The following is a 23,299-nucleotide window of genomic DNA, read 5'->3' as shown; positions in this document are numbered from 1 at the left end:
CCGACGCCCCGCATCTTCGCGTCAAAAAAGGTGGGAGCGCGGCTATAGTGTGCCCATGGAGGTCGGGCCATCGGAACCGGATGCCCCCGCGTCGACGGCGGGCATCCCAGCGATAGGCGAGGTCTTCGCGCAGAAATACCGCCTGGAGCGCAGCCTCGGCCGGGGCGCCATGGGCGTCATCTTCGCCGCCGAGCACGTCTCGCTGCGCCAGCGCGTGGCCGTCAAATTCCTGCTCCCCCGCGCGATGACGCTGCCCGGCGCGGGCGCCCGCTTCCTGCGCGAGGCGCGCGCCGCGGCGGCGATCCGCAGCGAGCACGTCGCCCGCGTCATCGACGTCGGCACGGCCGACCGCGGCGTCCCCTACCTCGTCATGGAGTACCTGCGCGGCCGCGATCTCCAGCGAGAGATCGAGGCGCGCGGCCCATTGCCCGTGTCCGAGGCGGTCGATTACGTGATCCAGGGCTGCGAGGCCATCGCGGAGGCGCACGCGCGCGGCATCGTCCACAGGGACCTCAAGCCGGGGAACCTCTTCCTCACGACCGGCGCGACCGGCGCGCCCATCGTCAAGGTGCTCGATTTCGGCCTCTCCAAGTCGGCCGGCGCCGAGGACGACGGCAAGCTCACGGCGTCGGAGATGATGCTCGGCTCCCCCTGCTACATGTCGCCCGAGCAGGTGCGGTGCTCGAAGGACGTCGACGAGCGCACCGACATCTGGTCGCTCGGCGTCATCCTTTACCAGCTCCTGACGGCGCGGTTTCCCTTCGAGGTGTCCAGGATCTCGGCGCTCTTCGTCGCCATCGCGATGCAGGCGCCCACGCCGCCGCGGGTGCACCGGATGGAGCTGCCGGCCCGGCTCGAGGACCTCATCCTGCGCTGCCTCGAGAAAGAGCCGGAGGTGCGCGTCCAGACCGTGGCGGATCTGGCGCGAGAGCTCGCGCCGTTCGGCACGGAGCACTCCGCCCGCGCCCTGGCGCAGATCGAGGCGATCGCCCGGGGTAAGGCCTTTCCGTCGTCCCGTCCCCTCGGGCCCTCGGGCGACGGCGTCGCGAGCACGCTCCCCGCCGCGGCCAACGACGGCCCGGGCGCGTCGTCGACCCTGCCGGACGCCGACAAGGGGGCGGGAGCCGGGGCAGGTCCCTGCTCGACGGCGCTCGCGCCCGGCGGCGACCACGTGACCACCCTGCCCAGCCACGGCGCCGCGGCGGCGACCTCGTCCAGCGCCGACGCCTCGTCCAGCGGCGAGCGTCGCACGCTCCCCCTCGTGGCCGCCGGCGAGCGACCCACGCTCGCGCTGGCGCGGAGCACCGGCCCCACGACCCCGGCGCAGGACAGCAGGCCCACGCTGAAGATGGCGCGGAACGACCGGTCCTCTCCCGGGGGGAGCTCCGAGGACGGCCCCACGCTGACGATGCCCCGAAGCGACATCCTCGCGCTGACGATGGCGCAAGGCAGCGGTTCCGTGCTGGCGACGCCGCAGGGCAGCGGTGCCGCGCTGAAGATGGCGCAGGACATCGGCCCCGCGCCGGCGACAGCGCAGGACAGCGGTGCCACGCTGAAGACGGCGCAGGACAGCGGCATCGCGCTGAAGTCGGCTCCCGAAGACGGTCCCACGCTGACGATGGCGCGCGAGGACGGTCCGACGCCGACGCCGACGAGGGCGCGCGAAGACGGTCCCACGCTGACGATGGCGCGCGAGGACGGCCCCACGCTGACGATGGCGCGCGAGGAAGGTCCCACGCTGAAGTTGGCGCGTGAGGAAGGCCCCACGCTGACCATGGCGCGCGACGACTCCCCCACGCTGACGATGGCGCGCAAGCCCGGGGCGACGCCGCGGCAGCTCGGTGCGGGCAAGCGGGCGGTGCCGCTGACCCAGCCGGACGGGAAGGAGATCGCCGGGAGCCCGCGCGAAGGGACCGAACGCCGCCGCGATAGGTGGCGCTCCCGCGCGTTCCGCTGGCGCCGCAACGCGGGCGCGTGGATCGCGGCCGCCGCAGCTGTCCTCGCCGCGGTGGCGCTCGGCGCGGCGCGGTGGACAGCGAGCTCGAACGCGCCGGTGGCCGCCAGCTCGCCGGCGGGCCAGGACGCGCCGATGGCCCTCGCGAGCACGGCCGGCCCCGCTCCGTTCACAACGCCCCTGCCAGCGCCCTCCGGCGTCGCGCGCGCGCCGGCCCCGGAAGCGCCCTCGCAACCCGCGGATCCGGCCGGGGCCGACGCGCCCTCCACGTGGGCCGGCGACACCGCCGCCACGACGCACGATCCCGCAGCGGTCCCCGAGCACCGCCCGCAGGGGGTCCGGCCTCCCAAGGTGCGGCGGCCCGGCACCCTCGCGCCCCCGCGCCCGGGGCCCGTCTCGCCAGAGCGCGGCGCGTACGGTGGCGGGGCCGAGGACGGGTACGAGGGCCTGGAGCCGATCCGCGACAAGCGGTAGACCGGCCCCGCGCTCCCCGCGCGGGTCGGCCTCGCCGGACCGGGCGGACCGCAGGGACAGGCATCATGGCGAAGAAGAAGCTCTCGGCCCGCGCCGCCCGGCGCGAAAGCGATCGCACGTCGGCGAAGCTCACCCGCGATATCGAGCGGCTCGCGCTGCTCGAGCCAGGCCACACCCCCGGCCGCGCCATCGCGCTCGACGCGGCCTCGCAGGTCGAGGTGGCCGCCCGGTCGATCCCGTGCCCGCGCTGCCGCGGCGCCTTCCGCGTGGAAGACCACACGGCCGAGACGCTCGACGGCGTCCGCCTCCGCGTCGCGAAGGTCGCCTGCAGCGCGTGCGGCGCAGGCCGATCGCTCTACTTCCGGCTCGGCGCCGCCTCGCTCAACTGAGCTCGTCGATGGGGGATCAGTACCGCGGGACGCTCTCGTCGATGTGGATCGACCACGCATCGATGCCGCCCTGGAGCGAGGCGACGCGCTCGTGTCCGAGCTTCTCGAGGAGGGCGGCGGCCGAGAGGCTCCGGACGCCATGGTGGCAGTAGGCGACGACGAGCGCGCCCTCGCCGGGCGCCACCTCGTCGGCCCGCTCGACGAGCTCGTTCAGCGGGATCAGCGTGCTGCCCGGCAGCGCGGCGATGTCGTGCTCGCCGGGCGTGCGCACGTCGAGGAGGTACACGGGCTCGCCCGCCTTCAGCTTCAGAAAGAGCTCTTTCACGGAAATCTGTTGGACCATGGCCCTGCTCGCCATCCCGCCAGGGGCGGCGCCGTAAAGGCTTCTACCTAATCGAAGGAGCTCCCCCGGAGCAACCGCCGCTCATCGGCTCGTCCGATCCGTCGGATTCGTCGGCTCCGTCCGATTCGTTCGATCCTTGGTGAGCGCCGCGATCACCCCGACGAGCTCCGCCGGATCGAGGGGCTTGGCGACGTGCGCCTGGTACCCGGCGCCGAGCGCCCGCGCCTTGTCCTCGGCCCGCGCCAGCGCGCTGAGCGCGACGGCCGGCGTCGCCCCGCCGCGCGCCTCGCCGAGGCCCCGCACCCTGCGGATGAGCTGGAAGCCGTCCTCGCCCGGCATCCCGAGGTCGCTGACGAGGACGTCGGGCCGCTCCTGCGAGACGATGGCCAGCGCCTCGGCGGCCGATCCCGCGGTCGTGACCGTCGCCTCGCACTCCTCCAGCACGCGCTGGGCGACCTCGCGCGCGTCGGGCTGGTCGTCGACCACCAGCACCCGCAGGCCGGCGAGCGACGCGCCCGGGTAGTCGGCCAGCGCCTCGACGCACGCCTCGCTGGGGCGCGCCGCCGCGTCCGGCGCCTCCTGCGAGACGCCGGCGAGCGGCAGCCTCACGGTGAAGGTCGCGCCCAGATGCTCGCCGCGGCTCGCGACCTCCACGGTGCCGCCGTGCAGCTCGACCAGGTGCTTGACGATCGAGAGCCCGATGCCGAGCCCGCCGTGCTTCCTCGTCGAGGACGCGTCGGCCTGCCGGAAGCGCTCGAACAGGTGGGGGAGGAACTGCGGGGCGATGCCCATCCCGGTGTCGGTCACCGACAGAACGGCGTGCGCGCCCGCGCGCCGCAGCGCGACGTCGATCCGCCCGCCGGGGGGCGTGAACTTCACGGCGTTCGACAGGAGGTTCCAGACGACCTGGTGGATCCGCGCGGGGTCCCCCCTCAGCGAGCTCGCCTCGGGGTCGATGCTCGAGGCGACAGCGATCTCCTTCGTCTCGGCCGCGAGCTGGATCGCCTCGAGCGCGCTCCGGATGACCGACGGCAGGTCGACCGGCTGCACGTCGAGCCGCAGCTTCCCCGAGACGATCCGGCTCATGTCGAGCAGCTCGGACACCATGTCGGCCTGGAGCCGCGCGTTGCGCTCGATGACCTCGAGCCCCCGCGCGAGCGTCGGCGGCTCGGGCACCCGGCCCCGCAGGATGCGCGCCCAGCCCAGGATGGCGTTGATGGGCGAGCGCAGCTCGTGCGAGAGCGTCGCGACGAAGTCGTCCTTGACCCGGCTGACGCGCTCCGCCTCGTCGCGCGCGGCGCGCTCGCTGTCGAGGAGCTTCTGGCGCTCTTCCTCGGCCAGCCACTCCGCAGTGACGTCCTCGGTGATCCCCATGAACGAGTCCACGGCGCCGCTCGGCCCGAGCTCGGGGATGACCCGGGCGCGGAATCTCCGGTCGCCGATGCTGAACTCCATCCTCTGCGGTCTGACCGTCGCGAGCACCTCGCGGCACGCGGCCTCGCTCATCTCGACAACGTCGGGCGGGAGCCCGTTCTCGCGGGGCGTCTTGCCGAGGTAGTGCTCCGGCGGGAACCCCATCACCGTCGCCGAGGTGGGCGACATGAAGGTGCAGCGCAGGCCGCGATCCAGGCGGTAGATCACGTCGGGCGAGTTCGCCATCAGCGACGCGAGCTCCCGCTCGCGAGCGCGGAGCTCGTCCTCCAGGCGCTCGCGCTCGGCGAGGACCCGCTGCGCCTCGTCGAGCGCCGCGAGGAGCCGGCCCTCGCTCTCGCGCAGCGCCTCCTCCGTGCGCTTGAGCCGGCTGACGTCCAGGCAGATGCCGATCCAGGCGGTGATCTTGCCTTGCTCGTCGCGGACCGGGACGCCTCGATTGAGGACGGGGTGGACGGCGCCGCCAGGGCCGAGGTACCGGAGCTCCTCCTCGAACGGCTCACCCGTCTGCACGCACCGCTCGAAGATCGCCACCTTGTGCCGATCCTCGGGGTGGAGCGTCTCGATCCATCCGTGCTCCGAGCACTGCTCTTGCATTATCCCGGCCATCCTGAGGAATGCGTTGCTGGCGTAGACGTTTCGCCCCTCGGCGTCGCTGACCCAGACGCCATAATCGATGGATTCCCCGATGGCGCGGAAGATCTGTTCACACCTCCGGACCGCCGCCTCCGATTGCCGGAGCTCCGTGATGTCGAGCACGATCGCGAAGCCGGCCTCCTCGTACCGCTCCCCGGGCAGCAGACAGCCGCTCACCAGCATCTTGAGGCGCGTGCCGTCGCGCAGCACATAGGTCCTCTCGAAGGGCGTGAACGCCCACCTGCTCGACCGCAGCTCCGCCAGGGCGCGGTCGCCGGCGGCGCGATCCTCCGGCAACATGTCGGCATCCCAGCGGACCAGGCCGGCCGTGACCTCTTCCCGCGTGTGGCCCACGAGATTCAGATAGGCGTCGTTCGCCTCGACGATGCGTCCGTCATGCGTCCAGAAGGCCATCGGGGCCATGTCGCTGTAGAAGATGTTCCGCAGCCTGGCCTCGCTCTCCGCCAGCGCCTGCTCCGCGGCGAGCGCCCGCTCCTCCGCGTTCCTTGGCTCGGTGATGTCCTCGACGAGCACCACCGCGCGATACGGCCTCTGCCGGACGTCACGGACGAAGACGCCTGTCACGTGGAGCCAGCGGACGTCGCCGTCCTTGCAGCGGCAGCGCATCTCGAACGTGAGGTCCTCCTCGTCCGCTTCGAGGAGCGAGCGCCACGCCGCGAGCGAGCCCGTGCGGTCTTCCGGCAGGGCGAGATCCGACAGCTTCTTCTGGCGAAGCTCGTCCTCCGAGTACCCCAGCAGCAGGCAAAGCGAGCTGCTGACGCGCAGGATCCGCCCGCTCGACGCGTCGATCTGCGCGGTCCCCCTGCTGGACGATCGCGTCGCCCAGACTGGCTGTCCGGCCCTCTCCCCCATCCCCGCCCGTCCCGATCCTCCATGCACCGGCCCGATCGGCCGTGTGTGCATGGTGTTCCCTCCCGCTGTTTCGTCCGGCCACGCTATCACGATCGCGTGACGCTGCGGGCGGCATGGCGATCCGATCGCCTCCGTCCTCTGCTCGTCCGGATCGCCTGGACGGAGCCTGCTGCGCCTGCTCCGCCTCTTCCGTCTGCTGTGTCTGTCGCGCCGGCGCGTCAGCGGTGTCGGTTCCGCCCGCTGCGTCGCTCCCGTTCCGACGGCGCGTCGTCGGCGATCCGACCTGGACATGGAGGAGTTTGCTTGCATTCGCGCTGAAACCAGGCTTCTGCATGGGGGCGCCCGCGCCCGCGGGCGCGCGCTCGACAGCCGCCATGGATCAAGCCACCGCTCCGCTCCTCGCTCGCCTCCCGCCGTCATCTCACGACTTCACGGCCGACGACCTGCTGAACGGCTTCCTCGACTACGTCGCCGAGCGGGGGCTCGAGCTCTACCCGGCGCAGGAGGAGGCCATCCTCGAGATCTTCGGCGGCAAGAACGTGATCCTCAACACGCCGACCGGCTCGGGCAAGTCGCTCGTCGCGGCCGCCATGCACTTCAAGGCGATCGCGGAGGGGATGAAGTCGTACTACACGTGCCCGATCAAGGCGCTCGTCAGCGAGAAGTTCTTCTCGCTCTGCAACGACTTCGGCCCCGAGAACGTGGGCATGTTGACGGGCGACGCGGCCGTGAACCGCGACGCGCCCATCATCTGCTGCACGGCGGAGATCCTCGCGAACATCGCGCTCCGCGAGGGCGAGAAGGCGCTCTGCGACTACGTGATCATGGACGAGTTCCACTACTACTCGGATCGCGATCGCGGCGCGGCCTGGCAGATCCCGCTGCTCACGCTGCCGCAGGCGAGGTTCCTGCTCATGAGCGCCACGCTCGGAGGGACCGAGTTCTTCCAGGAGGAGATCACGCGCCTGACGGGCGAGCAGACGGCCGTGGTCAAGTCGACCGTGCGCCCGGTGCCGCTCGACTTCGAGTACCGCGAGACGCCGCTCCACGAGACCGTCGCGACCCTCGTGAAGAGCGGCAAGGCGCCGATCTACATCGTGAGCTTCACGCAGCGGGGCTGCGCCGAGGAGGCGCAGAACCTGATGAGCCAGGACTACTGCACCAAGGAGGAGAAGCGGGCGATCACCGCCGCCCTCGCGGGCGCAGGGCCGGGGTCCGCGTTCGGGGGCCCCTTCAAGTTCTCGAGCCCCTACGGCCGCGAGGTGCAGCGCTTCGTCAGGCACGGGATCGGGCTCCACCACGCGGGGCTCTTGCCGAAATACAGGCTGCTCGTCGAGAAGCTGGCCCAGCAGGGGCACCTCAAGATCATCTGCGGCACGGACACGCTCGGCGTCGGGGTCAACATCCCCATCCGCACGGTGCTGTTCACGAAGCTCTGCAAGTTCGACGGCGAGAAGACGGCCATCCTGAGCGTGCGTGACTTCCAGCAGATCAGCGGCCGGGCCGGCCGGAAAGGGTTCGACACGCAGGGGAGCGTCGTCGCCCAGGCGCCGGAGCACGTCATCGAAAACATGAGGCTCGAGGCGAAGGCGGGGAACGACCCGGCCAAGCGGCGGAAGATCGTCAGGAAGAAGCCGCCGGAGAAGGGCTATGTGCACTGGGACCGGCAGACGTTCGAGAAGCTGATCCAGTCGCCGCCCGAGCCGCTCGTGTCCCGGTTCCAGGTCACGCACGGCATGCTCGTCAACGTGCTCGGGCGCGAGGAGGGCGGCTGTCAGGCGCTGAAGCGGCTCATCCGCAGCACCCACGATCGGCCGGCGGTCCGGCGCCAGCACGGGAGGACGGCGATGCTCCTCTTCCGCTCGCTCGTGGAGGCGCGCATCATCGAGTTCGTCCCCAGGGAAGACGGGCCGGGCAAGCGCATCCGCATCAACGCGGATCTCCAGGAGGACTTCTCCCTGAACCACGCGCTCTCGCTCTACGTGCTCGAGACGGTGGGCAAGCTGGATCCCGACAGCGGCACGTATCCGCTCGATCTCTTGACGCTCGTCGAGTCGATCCTCGAGAACCCCGATCTCATCCTGCAAAAGCAGCTCGATCGGCTGAAGACAGAGAAGCTCGCGGAGCTGAAGGCGGCGGGCGTGGAGTACGAGCAGCGGATGGAGGAGCTCGAGAAGCTCGATTATCCGAGGCCGAACCGCGAGTTCATCTACGGGACCTTCAACGACTTCGCGCGGCGGCACCCCTGGGTAGGGCAGGAGAACATCCGTCCGAAGGGCGTGGCGCGCGAGATGTACGAGCAATACCTGTCGTTCAGCGAGTACATCCGGGAGTACAACCTGGAGCGGGCGGAGGGGCTGCTCCTCAGGTACGTCTCCGAGGTGTACAAGGCGCTCGTCCAGACGGTGCCCGAGTACGCGAAGGACAGCGACACCATCGACATGATCGCCTATTTCCGGGCGCTCATCCGGGGCGTGGACTCGAGCCTGCTCGACGAGTGGGAGCGGCTGCGCGACCCGTCGTTCCAGCCGCGCTCGGCGGCCCCGGGCGGCGCCGGAGAGCCGGCCGCGTTCGACGTCACGCGGAACGTCAAGGACTTCACGGTGCTCGTGAGGAACGAGCTCTTCTTCTTCCTGCGCGCGCTGGCCCGCCGCGACTACGAGGTCGCCTCCGAGATGGTGGAGGGGGAGGAGGCGCCCTGGACGGCGGAGCGGCTGGACGAGGCGCTCCGCGGCTATTACGCGGAGCACGCCGCGATCCGCACCGATCCGGCGGCCCGGAGCCCGAGCAACACGATCATCCACCCCGCCGAGGACGGCGGCTCCTGGGTGGTCCAGCAGATCATCGCCGATCCCGAGGACCACAACGACTGGATGCTCGACTGCAAGGTGGATATCGATCGCTCGCGCGACGCGGGGCGGCCGGTCATCGTGCTCCGGCGCATCGCCAGCTGAGAGCGCGCTCGCGCTGGCTACGGCTCGATCCGAGTCCCCTTGAGCCGGTAGCCCACGCCGGGCTCGGTGATCAGGATCTGCGGTCGCGCCGGGTCGCGCTCCAGCTTGTGCCGCAGCTGCGCCATGTAGACGCGCAGATAGTGTGTCTGCCCCGCGTAGGCAGGGCCCCACACCTCGCCGAGGAGCTGGCGGTGCGTCAGCACCTTCCCGGCGTGTCGGATCAGCGTCGTGAGCAGCTTGTACTCGATCGGTGTCAGGTGGATCTCCTCGCCACCCCGCAGCACGACCCGGCGCGCGAGATCGACATCGACATCCTGCACCTTGAAGGTCGAGCTCTCCGCCTTCGCCGCGTGGGCGGCGTGGCGCAGGGCCACGCGCAGCCGCGCCAGGAGCTCGCCCGCGCTGAACGGCTTGGTCAGGTAATCGTCGGCGCCGCCGTCCAGCGCGTCGATCTTGTCCTGCTCCTGGCCGCGGGCCGACAGCACGATGATCGGGACAGCGGTCCACTCCCGGAGCCGCCGGGTCACCTCCAGGCCATCCATGTCAGGGAGCCCGAGATCGAGGAGCACGAGATCCGGATTGCGCGTCGTCGCCTGGGCGATGCCCTCGGCGCCCGTCTCCGTCTCCACGAGCCGGTAGCCGCGGGCCGCCAGCATCGCGCGCAAGAAGCGGCGCATCTGCGGCTCGTCCTCGATCAGCAGCACGAGAGGAGACGCTTCCGCCATCGCCCACCCACGATATCAAGCGCCCGCGGCCGCCGGCAGCTCCGGGGCGGCGAGGTGCGGCGGGCGGCCCTCGATGGGCAACGTCACGCGGAAGACCGCGCCCCCATGAGGCCGATCCTCGGCCGTGATCTGTCCGCCGTGCGCGGCCACGATGCCGCGGCAGATGGTGAGGCCGAGGCCGAGGCCGCGCTGCGTCTGGCCGCGGCCCCGGTGGAATTTCTCGAAGATGGCCTCCTCCTCGCCGGGCGGTAGGCCCGGACCGCGATCCGCGATCTCGAGCATCGCCGTGCTCCGCTCGGTGAACCCCCGGATCCCGATCGGGCTGCCGGCCGGCGAGTACTTGAGCGCGTTCTCGAGCAGGTTGATGAGCACCTGCTCCATCAGCACGCCATCCATCGGGACGAGCTCCGTCGCCCGGTCGAGATCGATCGAGACCTCCCGGCCTTCGAGGTGCTCCTCGACCCGGTTCAGCGCTGCCCCCACGATCTCCTCGAGCGGCAGCCACTCCTTCTTCACCGCGAGCGCGCCGGACTCCAGGCGCGTCATGTCGAGCAGGTTGCGCACGAGGCGCTCGAGCCGCTGCGCCTCCTCCAGCACGGTCTGCGTCAGGTCGCGCCGGGCCGCCGGGTCGAGCGCGGCCCCCTCGTCGAGCAGCGCGCCCGCGACGCCGGTGATCGTGGCGAGCGGCGTGCGCAGATCGTGCGAGACCGAGCTCAGGAGGGCGTTGCGGAGCTCCTCCGCCTGGGCGTGGAGCTGCGCGCGCTGGGCCTGCCGCGCGAGCAGGGCGCGCTCCAGCGCGAGCGACGTCTGCGTGGCGAAGGCGCCGAGCAGCTCGCGCCGGCCCAGGTCGAGCGACTGCCACGACCCGCGCGGCCGGACGCTGAGGACGCCGATCGGCCCGGAGGACCCGTGGAGCGGCAGGTGCATCGCGCCCGCGCTCGGGAGCGTGTCGGTGCCGGCCCCCGCGACCTTGCCGCGCGCATACGCCCACTCCGCGACAGCCCGCTCCTGCTCGCCGGCGACAACGCCCTCCGCCGTCCCCGCGCAGACGGCGAGGCGGCCGTCGGGGCCGGGCAGGAGGACCACCGCATCGGCCTCGAAGACGTCGCGCACGTGGCGCGCCGCCGCGAGGCTGAGCTTGTCGGTCTCGCGCAGGGCGGTCAGCTCCCTGCTCATCGCGTAGAGCGCCGCGGTGCGCTGCTCGCGCTGGCCGGCGCTCTCGGCGTCGCGGCGGATGCGCACGGTGAGGCCGGCGATGATCAGCGCCACGAGCAGCATGATCGCGAACGTGACGAGGTACCGGAGATCGCTGACGACGAAGGTCAGGTACGGCTTGACGAAGAAGAAATCGAAGGCCGCGACGCCGAGCACCGAGGCGAGCACCGAGGGGCCTCGCCCGAAGCGGCTCGCGACGAAGACGACCCCGAGCAGGTACACCATGATGAGGTTCGCCAGGTCGGAGGACGGGTGCATGACCCACGAGACCAGCGTGCAGAGCGCCACCACGCACGCGCTGAGGGCGTAGGCCAGCGGCGCGACGCGGCGCCGCTCCGGCGAACCGACCTCGGACCGCTGCGCCTCCGCCGTCCCCTGGATGACGTAGACGTCGATGTCGCCGCTCTGGCGCACGAGATCGTCGAGCAGCGAGCCGTAGACGAAGTCCTTCCAGCGAGGGTGGGTCGGCTTGCCGACGACGATCTTGCTGACGTTGTGCTGCCTGGCGTACCGCAGGACCTCCCCGGCGACCTGAGCGCCGTGGAGCTGGACCGTGGTGGCGCCGAGGCGCTCGGCGAGCGCGAGGTTCCGGTCGACCCGCCCGCGGTCGGCCTGGGAGAGCCGCGCCTGCGCCGGCGTCTGCACGGTGACCGCGTGCCACTCCGCCTTCAGGCTGCCGGCCATCCGCCGCGTCGCCCGGATGAGCCGCGCCGACATGGGGCTCGGCCCCACGCAGACGACGATCCGCTCGGCGACGGCCCACGTCTTCTGGATGCCGTGGGCGCGCATGTAGCCGCGCATCTGATCGTCGACGCGCTCGGCGGTGCGCCGCAGGGCGAGCTCGCGCAGGGCGATCAGGTTGCCCTTGCGGAAGAAGTTGCTCGCCGCGCGCTCGATCTGCTCCGAGAGGTAGACCTTGCCCTCCCGCAGCCGCTCGAGGAGGTCGTCCGGCGGGAGGTCGATGAGCTCGATCTCGTCGGCGCGCTCGATCATCGAGTCGGGCACCGTCTCCCGGACCACGACGCCGGTCACCTGGGCCACCACGTCGTTCAGGCTCTCGATGTGCTGGACGTTGACGGTCGTGTAGACGTCGATCCCCGCGTCGAGGAGGTCGATGACGTCCTGCCAGCGCTTCGGGTGCCTGAGCCCCGGCGCGTTCGTGTGCGCGAGCTCGTCGACGAGGAGGAGCTTCGGGCGGCGCTCCAGCGCCGCCTCGAGGTCGAAGTCGCGCAGCGTCCTGCCGCGGTGCTCGACCTCGATCGCCGGCAGGCGCGGCAGCGGCGGAGGCCCGCCGAGGAGCGCCTCCGTCTCGGCGCGCCCGTGCGTCTCGACCCACCCGACGACGACGTCGACGTCTTCGGCGTGGAGCGACCGCGCCGCCGCCAGCATCGCGTACGTCTTGCCGACGCCGGGCGCGGCGCCGAAGAAGATCTTGAGCTTGCCCTTCCCCTCGCGCTCCTCCTCCTCGCGGGCCGCGGCGAGCAGCGCCTCGGGATCCGGTCGGTCTTCGCGTGCGTCCGCCACCGCTCGCGCGCTCCTCAGCGGGCGCCGTCGAGGGCGAGGTTCAGGAGCAGCACGTTCACGTGGGGCTCGCCGAGGAGCCCGAGCCAGCGCCCCTCCGTGTGCCGCGCGACGAGCCGGCGAACCTCCGCCTCTCGCAGGTTCCGCGCGCGCGCCACGCGCCGCACCTGGTACTCCGCCGCCGCGGGGCTGATGTGCGGATCGAGGCCGCTGCCGGAGGCGGTCACCAGGTCGACGGGCACCGGCGCGGCGGCCTCCGGATCCGCGGCGCGGAGCGCCTCGATCCTGGCTTTGACCGCCTCGGCCAGGGCAGGGTTCGTGGGCCCGAGGTTGCTCCCGGCAGAGGCCTGCCCGGCGTAGGGGACAGGGCTCGTCGCCGAGGGGCGGCCCCAGAAGTAGCGCGGGTCGTGGAATGCCTGGCCGAGCAGGCTCGATCCGACAACGCGGTCGCCCTGGAGCACGAGGCTGCCGTTCGCCTGGTGCGGGAACGCTGCCTGCGCGACGGCGGTCGAGAGCAGCGGGTAGGCGAACCCCGTGAGGCCGGTGAGGGCGAGGAGGAGGACGAGGGCGGGTCGCAGGTGCGCGAGCATGGCGTTCTTTCCTTGAGACCTCAGGCGAGGCCGAGGGCGGAGAGGAGGAGATCGATCCCTTTGATGCCCACGAACGGCGCGATGAGCCCGCCGAGGCCGTAGACGAGCAGGTTCCTGCGGAGCATCCGCTCCGCGCCGACGGACCGGTAGCGGATGCCCCGGAGCGCGAGCGGTATGAGCGCGACGATGACGAGCGCGTTGAAGATCACCGCGGAGAGCACGGCGCTCCGCGGCGTGGCGAGCCCCATCACGTCGAGCCGCCCGAGCGCAGGATACGTCGAGACGAAGGCCGCCGGGATGATGGCGAAGTACTTCGCGACGTCGTTCGCCAGGCTGAAGGTCGTGAGGGCGCCCCGCGTCATCAGGAGCTGCTTGCCGATCTCGACGATCTCGATGAGCTTGGTCGGGTTCGAGTCGAGATCGACCATGTTCCCGGCCTCCTTCGCGGCCTGGGTGCCCGTGTTCATGGCGACCGCGACGTCCGCCTGCGCCAGCGCGGGGGCGTCGTTCGTCCCGTCGCCGGTCATGGCGACGAGCCGTCCGCCCGTCTGGTAATCGCGGATGAGCGAGAGCTTGGCCTCGGGCGTGGCGTGCGCCAGGAAGTCGTCGACGCCGGCCTCGGCGGCGATGGCGGCGGCGGTGAGCGGGTTGTCGCCCGTGATCATCACCGTCTTGATGCCCATGCGCCGGAGGTCGCCGAAGCGCTCCTTGATGCCGCCCTTCACGATGTCCTTGAGGTGGATGACGCCGAGCACGGCGCTGCCCTCGGCGACGACGAGCGGCGTGCCGCCCTTCCGGGCGATGGCCTCCGTCGCAGCCTGCACCGCGGGCGGGACCGCGCCGCCCTTCTCCTTGACGTAGGCCTCGATCGCGTCGACGGCGCCCTTCCGGATCTCGCGCGCGCCGCTGTCGACGCCGCTCATCCGGGTCTGCGCGGTGAAGGGGACGAAGCGGGCGCCGAGGGTCGAGAGATCGCGCTCGCGCAGGCCGTACCTCTCCTTGGCGAGCACGACGACGCTGCGCCCCTCGGGGGTCTCGTCGGCGAGCGACGCGAGCTGCGCGGCGTCGGCGAGCGCCTGCGCCCCGATCCCGTCCGCCGGGATGAGCTCCGTGGCCTGCCGGTTGCCGAGCGTGATCGTGCCGGTCTTGTCGAGCAGCAGCACGTCCACGTCCCCCGCGGCCTCGACGGCGCGGCCCGACATGGCGATGACGTTCGCCTGGATCATGCGGTCCATCCCGGCGATGCCGATGGCCGAGAGCAGACCGCCGATGGTGGTGGGGATCAGGCAGACGAGCAGCGCCACGAGCACGGCGATGCTGATCGGCGCTCCCTGTCCTGCCGCCCGGACGCCGTAGATCGAGAACGGCAGCAGCGTCACGGTCGCGAGGAGGAAGACGATGGTGAGCGCGGCGAGCAGGATGTCGAGCGCGATCTCGTTCGGTGTCTTCTTCCGCTTCGCCCCTTCGACCATCGAGATCATGCGGTCGAGGAACGCCTCGCCGGGGTTTCTGGAGATGCGGAGGATGAGCCAGTCGGACAGGACGCGCGTCCCGCCGGTGACAGCGCTCCTGTCGCCGCCGCTCTCCCGCACCACGGGGGCGCTCTCGCCCGTGACGGCGCTCTCGTCGACGGACGCGACGCCGACGACGATGTCGCCGTCGCCGGGGATGATCGCGCCTGCCTCCACGAGCACGAGGTCTCCTCGCCGGAGGCTCGACGCCCGCACGGTGGTCTGCGCCGCGTCGCGCTCCGGGGCGGAGAGCTTCACGGCCTCGACGTCGCGCCGCGCCTTGCGGAGCGTGTCCGCCTGGGCCTTTCCGCGCCCCTCGGCCATGGCCTCCGCGAAGTTCGCGAAGAGCACGGTGAACCAGAGCCACAGGGAGATGGCGAGGACGAACCCGGCCGGCGCATCGCCCTCGCGCTCGTGCTGAAAGAGCGCGTGCACGAACAGGGCCGTGGTGAGCGCGCTCCCGGCCAGGACCACGAACATCACCGGGTTGCGGACCTGGTGGCGTGGGTCGAGCTTGCGGAACGCGGCGACGATCGCCGGCCTCAGGATCGCGGGGTCGAGGAGCGGCCTCGCCGCGGTCTTCTTCCCCTCCACGTCGCGGGACGGGTGGCGTGACCTCGGCGGCGGCGACAGCTCGGGGAGCACGGGAGCAGGCGCGCCGCGCCTGGGGCTCGACTCGCCGATGGGATGAAGCTGCATGGTCATCGGGTCATCTCCAGGTGCTCGACGATCGGCCCGAGCGCGAGCGCCGGGACGTACGTGAGCGCCCCGACGAGCACGACGGTGCCTGTCAGGAGCGCGACGAACAGCGGTGTGTGCGTGGGCAGCGTGCCCGGGCCGGCCGGGACGAGCTTCTTCCGCGCGAGCGAGCCCGCGAGCGCGAGCACGGGGACGATCAGCGCATAGCGGCCGACGAGCATCGCGACGCCGAGGGCGGTGTTGTAGAACGGGCTGTTCGCGCCGAGGCCGCCGAAGGCGCTGCCGTTGTTGTTTGCGCCGGACGAGAACGCATAGAGCACCTCGCTGAAGCCGTGCGGCCCGGGGTTGAAGACGCCCTTCCGCCCCTCCTCGGTCATCACCGCGATGGCGGTGCCGAGGAGGACGGTGATCGCGGGGAAGAGCACGACGAGGGACGCCATCTTCATCTCGAACGCCTCGATCTTCTTGCCGAGGTATTCCGGCGTGCGGCCGACCATCAGGCCGGCCACGAAGACGGCGATGACGACGAACATGAGCATGCCGTAGAGGCCGGAGCCGACCCCGCCGAAGACCACCTCGCCGAGCTGCATGAGCCAGAGGGGCACGAGCCCGCCGAGGGGCGTGAAGGAGTCGTGCATCGCGTTGACCGAGCCGTTCGAGGCCGCCGTTGTGGCGGTCGCCCAGATGGCGGAGCTCGCGATGCCGAAGCGCGCCTCCTTCCCCTCCATGTTGCCGCCGGCCTGGAGCGCGCTCGCCGCCTGATCGACGCCCAGGCCGGAGAGGGCAGGGTTGCCCGCCTGCTCCGAGGCGATGCAGGAGACGAGGAGGACCGTGAAGATGGCCGTCATCGCGGCGAGCACCATCCAGCCCTGGCGCCTGTCGCCCACCATCCTGCCGAACGTGTGGCAGAGCGCGGCGGGGATGAGGAGCAGCGCGAGCATCTCGAGGAAGTTCGAGAGGGCCGTGGGGTTCTCGAGCGGATGGGCCGAGTTCACGTTGAAGAAGCCGCCGCCGTTCGTCCCGAGCTGCTTGATCGCGATCTGCGACGCCGCGGGCCCCATCGGGATCACCTGATGAACGACCGCGCTGCCGCCCTGGTCCTTGACGGCCTGGAGCAGCGACGCGCTCTGGTAGCCCCCGAAGCCCTGCACGACCCCCTCGGACACGAGGAGGACGGTGAGCAGGAGCGAGAGCGGCAGGAGGATGTAAAGGGTGCTCCGGACGAGATCGACCCAGAAGCTCCCGACGGTATCCGCCGTCTTCCGCGTGATCCCGCGGATCAGCGCGACGAGCACGGCCATCCCGGTCGCGGCCGAGACGAAGTTCTGCACGCCGAGCCCGGCCATCTGCGTCAGGTAGCTGAGCGTCGACTCGCCGCCGTACGCCTGCCAGTTCGTGTTGGAGGCGAAGCTCGATGCGGTGTTGAACGCGAGATCGGGCGGGACGGCGGCCATCCCCTCCGGGTTCAGGGGCAGGGCGCCCTGGAGCCGCTGGAGGGCATAGACGGCGACGAGACCGGCCAGGTTGAACGCGAGCACCGCGAAGGCGTAGTCCTGCCAGCGCATCTCCTGATCCGCGCGCACGCCCGCCGCGCGGTAGATGAGCCGCTCGACCGGCCCGAGCACGCGGACCATGAGGCCCCGACCGCCCTGGTAGACCCGCGCCATGTAGAGGCCGAGCGGGACGGAGAGGCCGATGAGGACGGCCAGGTAGATCGCGGCTTGCAGCGCCGCGCTGGCGGTCATGACAGGCTCTCCGGCTCGAGGAGGGCGAAGAGCAGATAGAACAGCAGGCCCAGGGCGAGGAGGCCCGAGATACAGATGAACGCGATCATGGCGCTCAAACCCTCTCACAGAGCTTGATGAGCCCTGCGAACAGCGAGAACAGGAGGAGCGTCAGCCCCATGTAAACCATATCCATGGCGACCTCATCGGCCGCACCGGGCGTGCCTTCGTCCGTGCCGGCCGAGCGGGACTGAACGTAGTGCTCCGCGGGTCAAAGGGCCGTCAAGATGGGGGAGGGGCGCCGTCAAGAAAGTATCAAGACGAAGGTGAGCTCGCGCGCCCCGGCCTCGCCCGCGGCGCGCAGCGCTGTTTGACATCTCCATGGCGACGGGAGAGATAGCGGCCATGCGACGTCCGCTGCTCCCCGCGCGCTTTGGGTTGCTCTCCGTCCTCTCGGTCGCCGCGTGCGCCCCGCCCACCGGCTCGTCCCCGCCGAGGGCCGCCCCGCCCGCCAAGGCCGCCCCGGCCGGGGCCGCCGCGGCGGTGAAGCAGGCCGCCCTGCCGGAGAAGGCGCGCATCGCCGGGCCGGAGGCGAGCCGGATCACGTATGCCCACCTCGGCCGGCAACCGCCGCTCGGAGCGCGGCTGCCCAGGGCGATCCAGTACGCGCCCGGCGGCAAGCTGATCACCTACCTCCAGCGGCAGGCGGACGGGCCGGAGCAGGCGCTCTTCGCCTTCGACACAACGTCGCGCGAGATTCGGCAGCTCGTCGGCTCGGGCGATCTGCTGAAGGACGCGAAGCCGCTGTCGCGCGAGGAGGAGCTCCGCCGCGAGCGACAGCGCATGTTCTCCAAGGGGATCACGGCCTATTCGTGGGCGAAGCGGGCGGAGGTCGCCCTCATCCCCTTCGGCGGCGACGTCTTCTTGCGCGACTCGCGCGACCCGAAAGGGGCGATCGCGCGGCTCACCGACACGCCCGAGCCGGAGATCGATCCGAAGGTGTGCGACGGCGGCGAGCGCGTCGTGTTCGTCCGCGGGCGCGAGCTCTTCATGATCGACGTCGCCTCGCGCCGCGAGACGGCGCTGACCCGGGGGGCGCCCGAGGGGGTCTCGCGCGGCCTGAGCGACTTCAACGGTCAGGAGGAGTTCGACGAGCCGAGCGGCTTCTGGATCTCCCCCGGCTGCGACCGGGTGGCGTATCTGGAGGTCGACGAGCGACAGGTCGAGAAGGTGCCAGTCCTCGGCTTCCGCGGCGGCAAGGAAGATCTCATGATGGCGCGTTACCCGCGCGTCGGCGGCAAGAACCCCCGCGTCAGGGCGGGCATCCTCGATCTCGCCACCAAAAAGACGACATGGCTCACGTGGAAGGGGGGCGACGGCGAAGACGAGCGCTACCTCGGCCGGTTCGCCTGGGCGGAAGACGGCAAGGCGCTCTGGTTCCAGACCCTCTCGCGGGACCAGAAGCGCCTCTCGCTCCTCCGCGCGAGGCCGCGCTCGGGCGAGGCCGCCGAGGTCGTCGTCGAGACCTCGCCGACCTGGGTGGACTTCGCCGACATGCGGCTCCTCGAGCGCTCGCCGAGGTTCGTCTGGTCGACCGCCGAGAGCGGCCATCGCCACCTCGCGCTGCGGGACGCCGACTCGGGCGCCGAGATCGCCAGGCTCACCCAGGGCGACTGGGACGTCACCTCGCTCCTTCCGCCGGACGAGGAGCGCGGCCTCGCGCGCTTCGTGGCGACCAAGGAGCGCCCGACCGAGCGCCATCTCTACACCGTGCCGCTCGCGGGCGGCGAGGTGAAGCGGCTCACGTCCGACCCGGGGATGCACCAGATCACCGTGGATCCGAGGGGGCCGGGGTACGTCGAGCTCCACGCGGCCCTGGATCGCCCGTGGAAGGGGGCGGTGAGGGGCGCGGACAACGCCGAGGTGGGCGCGCTGCCGGCGCCCGTGGACCGGGAGCTCGCGGAGCTCGAGCTGCGCGCCCCCGAGATCGTCGAGGTGCGCGCTGCGAGCGGCGACACGCTCTACGGCGCGCTGCTCGCGCCGCGGAGGATCGAGCCCGGCCGCCGCTATCCGGTGGTTGTGAGCGTGTACGGGGGGCCCGGCGTCCAGACGGTCTTCAACTCGTGGTCTCCGTGGCTCCTGTGGAATCACCTCGCGGATCGCGGGGTGGTGGTCTTTCAGCTCGACAACCGCGGCTCGGCGAACCGCGGGCGCGCGTTCGAGTCGGCCATCTACGGGCGGCTCGGCGAGGTCGAGCTCGCCGATCAGATCGCGGGCCTCGATTTCCTGAAGACGCTGCCTTACGTCGACGCGGGCCGCGTCGGGATCTACGGCCACAGCTACGGCGGCAGGATGGCGCTGGACGCGCTCCTCACGGCGCCGGACCGGTTCCACGTGGGCGTCGCGGGATCACCGGTGACCGACGATCGGCTGTACGACACGGGTTACACGGAGCGGTACATGGGCCTCCTCGACAAGGACGCCGCGCGGTACGAGGCGACCGATCTCACGAAGCGCGCGGGCAACCTGCGCGGCAAGCTGCTCCTCATGCACGGGCTCATGGATGAGAACGTGCACTTTGCGCACACGGCGAAGATGATCGAGGCGCTGATGGCCGCGGACAAGCGGTTCGACACCCTGGTGTTCCCGGGCGAGCGGCACGGTTACCGGTCGCCGGCCGCGAGCCATTACGCGAACCGCGCCATCGTCGAGTACCTGACAGAGCACCTCTGATCGCCGCGCGCCGCGCCCGGCCGGCGCGCTGCCCGCCTCGTCGGCGTGGCGCGCGGCGGCCTGCGAATCGCATGCGCCCCGGTCGGAGGGATGCATGAAGAAGCTTGCACAGACGAACAGAGACAAGGCCATCGACCTGCTCAGCGAGCGGCTGACCTTCGAGCGCGCAGGCGTCAAACTGTACGATTCCATCGTGGAGAAGATCGGCCGCGCGGCCGATCCCTTCCTGATGGCCCGGCTCGGCGAGCTCAAGGAGCACCGGGACCAGGAGAAGGAGCACGAGGAGTGGCTCGAGGCGCAGATCCGCGCGCTGGGCGGGGACGCGCACGCCGAGACGGACATGTCGCGGCTCATCACGGTCGAGTCGCGGGGCATCGAGCAGATCGTGCTCGACGGGGACATGAACCCGACCCACCTCTTCCACGCGCTGCTCACCGCGGAGCTCGTCGACAACTCCGGCTGGCAGCTGCTGCTCGAGCTCGCCGACGAGGCGGACGACAGCGAGGCGAGGCAGGCGTTCCGGCGCCGCCTGCACGAGGAAGAAGATCACCTGATCTTCACGCGCAAGGTCGTCGAGCGGCTCACCCGCAAGGAGCTGCTCGGGCCGCCAGGCGAGCTGTTCACGACGGCGCACCCGGCGTGATCCGGCGCCGGGCGGCGCGTATGGCGGAACCAGCGGGCTAGGCTCGCTTCGCGGCGGCGGCCTTGGTGGGCCTCGCGGCGGCCTTGGCGGGCTTCGCAGCGGCCTTGGCGGGCTTCGCAGCGGCCTTGGCGGGCTTCGCAGCGGCCTTGGCGGGCTTCGCAGCGGCGCCCCTGGCCGGCTTCGCGGCAGGCGCGGCGGCCGGCTTCCTGGCCCAGATCTTCTCGATGTAGGCGGTCGCGTCGGGCGTCTTGCAGTTCGTCTCGCCGTGGTCGATCTCGACCTTGCCGATGCGCCGCGCGGCCGTGAGCGCCTTGCCGCGCAGCGGCTCGTTCCGCGCGCCGATGCTGATGAGCGCGCTGTTCATCCCCTCGCGGACGCGGTTCCTGGCCCGGTGGATCGACGCCTCGATCACCGAGAGCCGCTCCTCGAACAGGCTGTCGGGCAGCGAAGGGTCCTCGGTCGCGAGCAGGCCGAGGAGCGTCCAGCCCGCGCGGCCGATCCACTCGTCGTTCGACGCGGTCCAGCGCGCCATCGCGTCCCGGGCGAACGGCGTCTTCAGCGCGACCCGCTTCATGAGCAGGTCGATGAGCACCGGAGAGCGCAGGCCGTCGAGCCACGCCTCGAGCTTGTCCCAGGTGAAGCGCTCCGGATCGGCGATCGTCACCGCCAGCGTCCTCGCGTCGGCGTTACGCGTCGCCCAGAGCGCCTCGGCGAGCTCGTGGTCGCGCTTGATCCGCTTCTCCAGCGCGTTCATGTGGGCGAAGCTCACGCCGAAGAGCGGATCGGTCATCCCGTGGCGCCGGTACACCTTGCGGTTCTGCTCGGTGCCGAGCCGCTCCAGCTCGCCCATCACCTCGGTGACATCCATGGGCCACACCTAGCCCTTCTGTCCATCGTGCGCCATTGCGCGCTCGCCCGGCCGCGCCCTCCATGGCGCCGCGGTCTCGGTCCGCTCCGCGAGCGGCCGCTCACCCCGTCGGCGGCAGCCGCCCCCCGGGGCGCGGCGGGCGGGCGCTCCCCGTCGATCCGTTGCCCTCACCAGTAGCCGTCCTCGAGCAGGAGGTGGTTGTCTACCGGCGCGACGTAGACCCGCGATGATGTCGTGTTCCGGCACAAGTGCGCCTCGCCGCGGAGGAGGAGAAGAGGAGGGAGAAGCGACGCGGCCCGCGCGCAGGCGCCGCCTACGAAGGCGGGCGGATCACCCGCGCCACGGTGGAGAGGAGCACGCCCATGCTCGCCGGCTTCTGGATCACGGCCGCCGCCGAGAGCTGCTCGGCCGCTGCCCGGAGATCATCGGGCGTCCGCGCCGAGAAGAGCACGATGGGCGGTCGAACCGACACGCCCTGCAGCCGCTGGATCAGCTCCTCTGTGGTCGCGCCGGCGACGGTCAGATCGACCAACGCGGCGTCGTAGCGCCGCTCCGTCATCGCGGCGATCGCCTCGTCGGCGGTCTCGGCCGACTCGACGGCATAGTCGGCCATCGCCAGCAGCTCCCGGAGCATGTTGCTCGAGTCCAGGTCGTCTTCGACCACCAAGATAGTCCCCTTCATGGGCCTGCTCCCTCCCCGCAGCCCCGCTCGACCGGCCGCGCGTGAGCGCAGGAGAGCGGGGTCGATTCAGCGCATCCGTCGTGTGCTTGTCCGTCCTCGATCAGAGGCAACCTGACCGTGAAGGTCGCCTCCTTGCCTTCCGTGCTGCGCACGAGGATCTGGCCGCCGTGCGCCCTGACGATCTCCCTGCAAATGAAGAGCCCGAGGCCCATGCCTCCGCCGGCGGATTGGCCAGCTCTCTCCACCTGGTAAAAGCTCGAGAACAAACAGATGAGGCAGGTCGGCCGCGGGAATCCCCGGGCCGCAGTCCTCCACGTCGAGCTCGGCGCCCCCGCCGGCGCGCCGCAATCGCACCTCGATCTGGGGGGCCGCTCGCGTGCTTGAAGGCGTTGACGATCAGGTTCATGAGGACCTGCTCCATGCGCGCGGCGTCGCCCTTCACCACGAGCGGCTCCGCCGTGCCAGGGGGCAGCACGACGTGGATCTTCGGCGTCGCCGCAAGCGACTGGGCGCCCTCGGCGGCGCTCGCGATCAGCGGGACGAGGTCCACGTCCTCGAGCTGGAGCTCGAACTTCCCGGTCTGGATGCGGCTCGCGCTCACGAGATCGTCGACCAGCCGCGCGAGGCGGTCGCTCTGGGGGCGGGCGAGCGAGGCGAAGCGGTGAAGGCGTGGGTCGCCGTCCCTGGGGAGCAGGCCGAGCAGCATGTCGAGGTAGCCGTGGAGGGCGCTCCGCGATGCGTTCGACCGCGAGGGCGACGAGCGGTGCTCTCTCCAAGAGGAGCGACGCATGGCCTTTCAGAGCGACACCTCGTTCGTCCCGACCCCGCCGCCCGGCGAGGACGAGCTGCCGTACGACGACGGGGAGCCGATCCTGGGTCGTCTGGCAGGAGGAAGGAAGGACGCCGGACGTGGTGATCGAGCTGCTCTCCGAGAGCACCGAGGAGGTCGATCGCACCGACAAGATGCGCATCTACGCGAAGCTCCTGCGCGTGCCCGAGTACTACCTGTTCGATCCGTTCACGGGCGTCCTCGAGGCCTATGCGCTCGATCTCGCCACGATGGCGTACGCGCCCGTCGCGCCCGGCGCGGGCGGCGACGTGGCGAGCCCGCGGCTGCACCTCGGGCTCGGCGTCCGCCGCGGCACGTACCACGGCCTCGAGGCCGAGTGGCTGCGCTGGCTCGACCCAGAAGGGCGTGTGGTGCCCACGGGCGAGGAGCAGGGGCGGGCCGCCGAGGAGCAGGCACGCGCGGCGCAGCACGAGGCGACGCTCCTCGCAGCGCGGCTGGCCGGGTACGAGCAGCGGTTCGGCAAGCTGCCCGACGGCGGCTAGCT

Annotated in this window: 17 protein-coding genes and 1 pseudogene; 7 read left to right on the top strand and 11 right to left on the bottom strand. The window is 71.3% G+C overall.

The features are described 5' to 3' along the window. The first annotated feature begins 55 nt into the window (after positions 1-55). Positions 56-2,428, top strand: a complete 2,373-nt coding sequence (locus WMF14_RS24545) for a protein kinase domain-containing protein (RefSeq protein WP_437804113.1) — start codon at positions 56-58, stop codon at positions 2,426-2,428. Between the two features lie 65 nt (positions 2,429-2,493). Next, positions 2,494-2,817 (top strand): hypothetical protein, encoded by a 324-nt coding sequence (locus WMF14_RS24540; RefSeq protein WP_437804111.1) that lies wholly within the window; start codon positions 2,494-2,496, stop codon positions 2,815-2,817. Positions 2,818-2,833: 16 nt separating this feature from the next. Here WMF14_RS24540 and WMF14_RS24535 read toward each other — a convergent pair whose 3' ends face one another. Together WMF14_RS24535 and WMF14_RS24530 are read right to left on the bottom strand one after the other, a co-directional pair. After that, entirely contained in the window at positions 2,834-3,160 is a 327-nt protein-coding gene (locus tag WMF14_RS24535; protein ID WP_272093246.1) for a rhodanese-like domain-containing protein, read from the bottom strand. Positions 3,161-3,241: 81 nt separating this feature from the next. Further along, positions 3,242-6,100, bottom strand: a complete 2,859-nt coding sequence (locus WMF14_RS24530; protein ID WP_437804110.1) for a PAS domain S-box protein — start codon at positions 6,098-6,100, stop codon at positions 3,242-3,244. Positions 6,101-6,474: 374 nt separating this feature from the next. Between WMF14_RS24530 and WMF14_RS24525 the strand changes: the two genes are divergently transcribed. Beyond that, entirely contained in the window at positions 6,475-9,054 is a 2,580-nt protein-coding gene (locus tag WMF14_RS24525; RefSeq protein ID WP_272093243.1) for a DEAD/DEAH box helicase, read from the top strand. Between the two features lie 17 nt (positions 9,055-9,071). On the opposite strand, the gene WMF14_RS24520 is transcribed toward WMF14_RS24525, so the two are convergent. The 6 genes from WMF14_RS24520 to kdpF are packed head-to-tail and all read right to left on the bottom strand — an operon-like array spanning position 9,072 to position 17,149. Continuing rightward, positions 9,072-9,779 carry a response regulator gene (locus WMF14_RS24520; RefSeq protein WP_437804108.1) on the bottom strand — a complete coding sequence of 236 codons (708 nt, stop codon included), beginning with the start codon at positions 9,777-9,779 and terminating at the stop codon, positions 9,072-9,074. A gap of 15 nt (positions 9,780-9,794) precedes the next feature. Further along, entirely contained in the window at positions 9,795-12,518 is a 2,724-nt protein-coding gene (locus WMF14_RS24515) for a DUF4118 domain-containing protein (protein WP_437804106.1), read from the bottom strand. A gap of 14 nt (positions 12,519-12,532) precedes the next feature. Further along, positions 12,533-13,105, bottom strand: coding sequence for a potassium-transporting ATPase subunit KdpC (kdpC, locus tag WMF14_RS24510; RefSeq protein WP_437804104.1), 573 nt, complete (start codon positions 13,103-13,105; stop codon positions 12,533-12,535). A gap of 20 nt (positions 13,106-13,125) precedes the next feature. Continuing rightward, positions 13,126-15,321 carry a potassium-transporting ATPase subunit KdpB gene (gene kdpB, locus WMF14_RS24505; protein WP_437804102.1) on the bottom strand — a complete coding sequence of 732 codons (2,196 nt, stop codon included), beginning with the start codon at positions 15,319-15,321 and terminating at the stop codon, positions 13,126-13,128. Beyond that, a complete protein-coding gene (gene kdpA, locus WMF14_RS24500; RefSeq protein ID WP_437804100.1) occupies positions 15,318-17,060 on the bottom strand; it encodes a potassium-transporting ATPase subunit KdpA in 1,743 nt (580 codons plus the stop codon). Before kdpA ends, kdpB begins: the two co-directional genes overlap by 4 nt. After that, on the bottom strand, positions 17,057-17,149 hold the full coding sequence (gene kdpF, locus WMF14_RS24495; RefSeq protein ID WP_437804098.1) for a K(+)-transporting ATPase subunit F: 93 nt from the start codon (positions 17,147-17,149) through the stop codon (positions 17,057-17,059). Before kdpF ends, kdpA begins: the two co-directional genes overlap by 4 nt. Before the next feature lie 295 nt (positions 17,150-17,444). On the opposite strand from kdpF, the gene WMF14_RS24490 reads away from it, so the two are divergent. Both WMF14_RS24490 and WMF14_RS24485 read left to right on the top strand, forming a co-directional pair. Further along, entirely contained in the window at positions 17,445-19,772 is a 2,328-nt protein-coding gene (locus WMF14_RS24490) for an alpha/beta fold hydrolase (protein WP_437804096.1), read from the top strand. A gap of 94 nt (positions 19,773-19,866) precedes the next feature. After that, complete coding sequence (locus tag WMF14_RS24485) at positions 19,867-20,415, top strand: DUF892 family protein (protein ID WP_272093234.1); 549 nt, start codon at positions 19,867-19,869, stop codon at positions 20,413-20,415. A gap of 178 nt (positions 20,416-20,593) precedes the next feature. Here WMF14_RS24485 and WMF14_RS24480 read toward each other — a convergent pair. The 3 genes and pseudogenes from WMF14_RS24480 to WMF14_RS24470 all read right to left on the bottom strand — a co-directional run. After that, a pseudogene (locus WMF14_RS24480) lies at positions 20,594-21,283 on the bottom strand (DNA alkylation repair protein); the annotation flags it as partial. A 313-nt stretch (positions 21,284-21,596) separates the two neighbouring features. Next, positions 21,597-21,965, bottom strand: coding sequence for a response regulator (locus WMF14_RS24475; protein ID WP_437804095.1), 369 nt, complete (start codon positions 21,963-21,965; stop codon positions 21,597-21,599). Then, positions 21,962-22,231: an ATP-binding protein gene (locus WMF14_RS24470; protein ID WP_437804093.1), complete on the bottom strand. Its 270-nt coding sequence runs from the start codon at positions 22,229-22,231 to the stop codon at positions 21,962-21,964. The genes WMF14_RS24475 and WMF14_RS24470 overlap by 4 nt, the downstream gene beginning before the upstream one ends. A 138-nt stretch (positions 22,232-22,369) precedes the next feature. Between WMF14_RS24470 and WMF14_RS24465 the strand changes: the two genes are divergently transcribed. Both WMF14_RS24465 and WMF14_RS24460 read left to right on the top strand, forming a co-directional pair. Then, positions 22,370-22,630, top strand: a complete 261-nt coding sequence (locus WMF14_RS24465) for a hypothetical protein (RefSeq protein ID WP_437804091.1) — start codon at positions 22,370-22,372, stop codon at positions 22,628-22,630. A gap of 244 nt (positions 22,631-22,874) precedes the next feature. Next, positions 22,875-23,297 carry a Uma2 family endonuclease gene (locus tag WMF14_RS24460; protein WP_437804089.1) on the top strand — a complete coding sequence of 141 codons (423 nt, stop codon included), beginning with the start codon at positions 22,875-22,877 and terminating at the stop codon, positions 23,295-23,297. The last annotated feature ends 2 nt before the right edge of the window (positions 23,298-23,299 follow it).

This window comes from Sorangium sp. So ce693, assembly GCF_051521375.1.
Lineage (GTDB): Bacteria > Myxococcota_A > Polyangia > Polyangiales > Polyangiaceae > Sorangium > Sorangium atrum.
The sequence above is the reverse complement of the archived record's forward strand: the minus strand, read 5'-3'. Positions and strand labels throughout refer to the sequence as shown.

Coding starts and splice junctions, on each gene's coding strand:
- WMF14_RS24535 (WP_272093246.1), bottom strand. CDS start 3,160: ATGGTCCAACAGATTTCCGTGAAAGAGCTCTTTCTGAAGCTGAAGGCG.
- WMF14_RS24530 (WP_437804110.1), bottom strand. CDS start 6,100: ATGGGGGAGAGGGCCGGACAGCCAGTCTGGGCGACGCGATCGTCCAGC.
- kdpF (WP_437804098.1), bottom strand. CDS start 17,149: ATGATCGCGTTCATCTGTATCTCGGGCCTCCTCGCCCTGGGCCTGCTG.
- kdpC (WP_437804104.1), bottom strand. CDS start 13,105: ATGCTCGCGCACCTGCGACCCGCCCTCGTCCTCCTCCTCGCCCTCACC.
- WMF14_RS24475 (WP_437804095.1), bottom strand. CDS start 21,965: ATGAAGGGGACTATCTTGGTGGTCGAAGACGACCTGGACTCGAGCAAC.
- WMF14_RS24525 (WP_272093243.1), top strand. CDS start 6,475: ATGGATCAAGCCACCGCTCCGCTCCTCGCTCGCCTCCCGCCGTCATCT.
- kdpA (WP_437804100.1), bottom strand. CDS start 17,060: ATGACCGCCAGCGCGGCGCTGCAAGCCGCGATCTACCTGGCCGTCCTC.
- kdpB (WP_437804102.1), bottom strand. CDS start 15,321: ATGACCATGCAGCTTCATCCCATCGGCGAGTCGAGCCCCAGGCGCGGC.
- WMF14_RS24490 (WP_437804096.1), top strand. CDS start 17,445: ATGCGACGTCCGCTGCTCCCCGCGCGCTTTGGGTTGCTCTCCGTCCTC.
- WMF14_RS24485 (WP_272093234.1), top strand. CDS start 19,867: ATGAAGAAGCTTGCACAGACGAACAGAGACAAGGCCATCGACCTGCTC.
- WMF14_RS24465 (WP_437804091.1), top strand. CDS start 22,370: ATGAGGACCTGCTCCATGCGCGCGGCGTCGCCCTTCACCACGAGCGGC.
- WMF14_RS24545 (WP_437804113.1), top strand. CDS start 56: ATGGAGGTCGGGCCATCGGAACCGGATGCCCCCGCGTCGACGGCGGGC.
- WMF14_RS24520 (WP_437804108.1), bottom strand. CDS start 9,779: ATGGCGGAAGCGTCTCCTCTCGTGCTGCTGATCGAGGACGAGCCGCAG.
- WMF14_RS24540 (WP_437804111.1), top strand. CDS start 2,494: ATGGCGAAGAAGAAGCTCTCGGCCCGCGCCGCCCGGCGCGAAAGCGAT.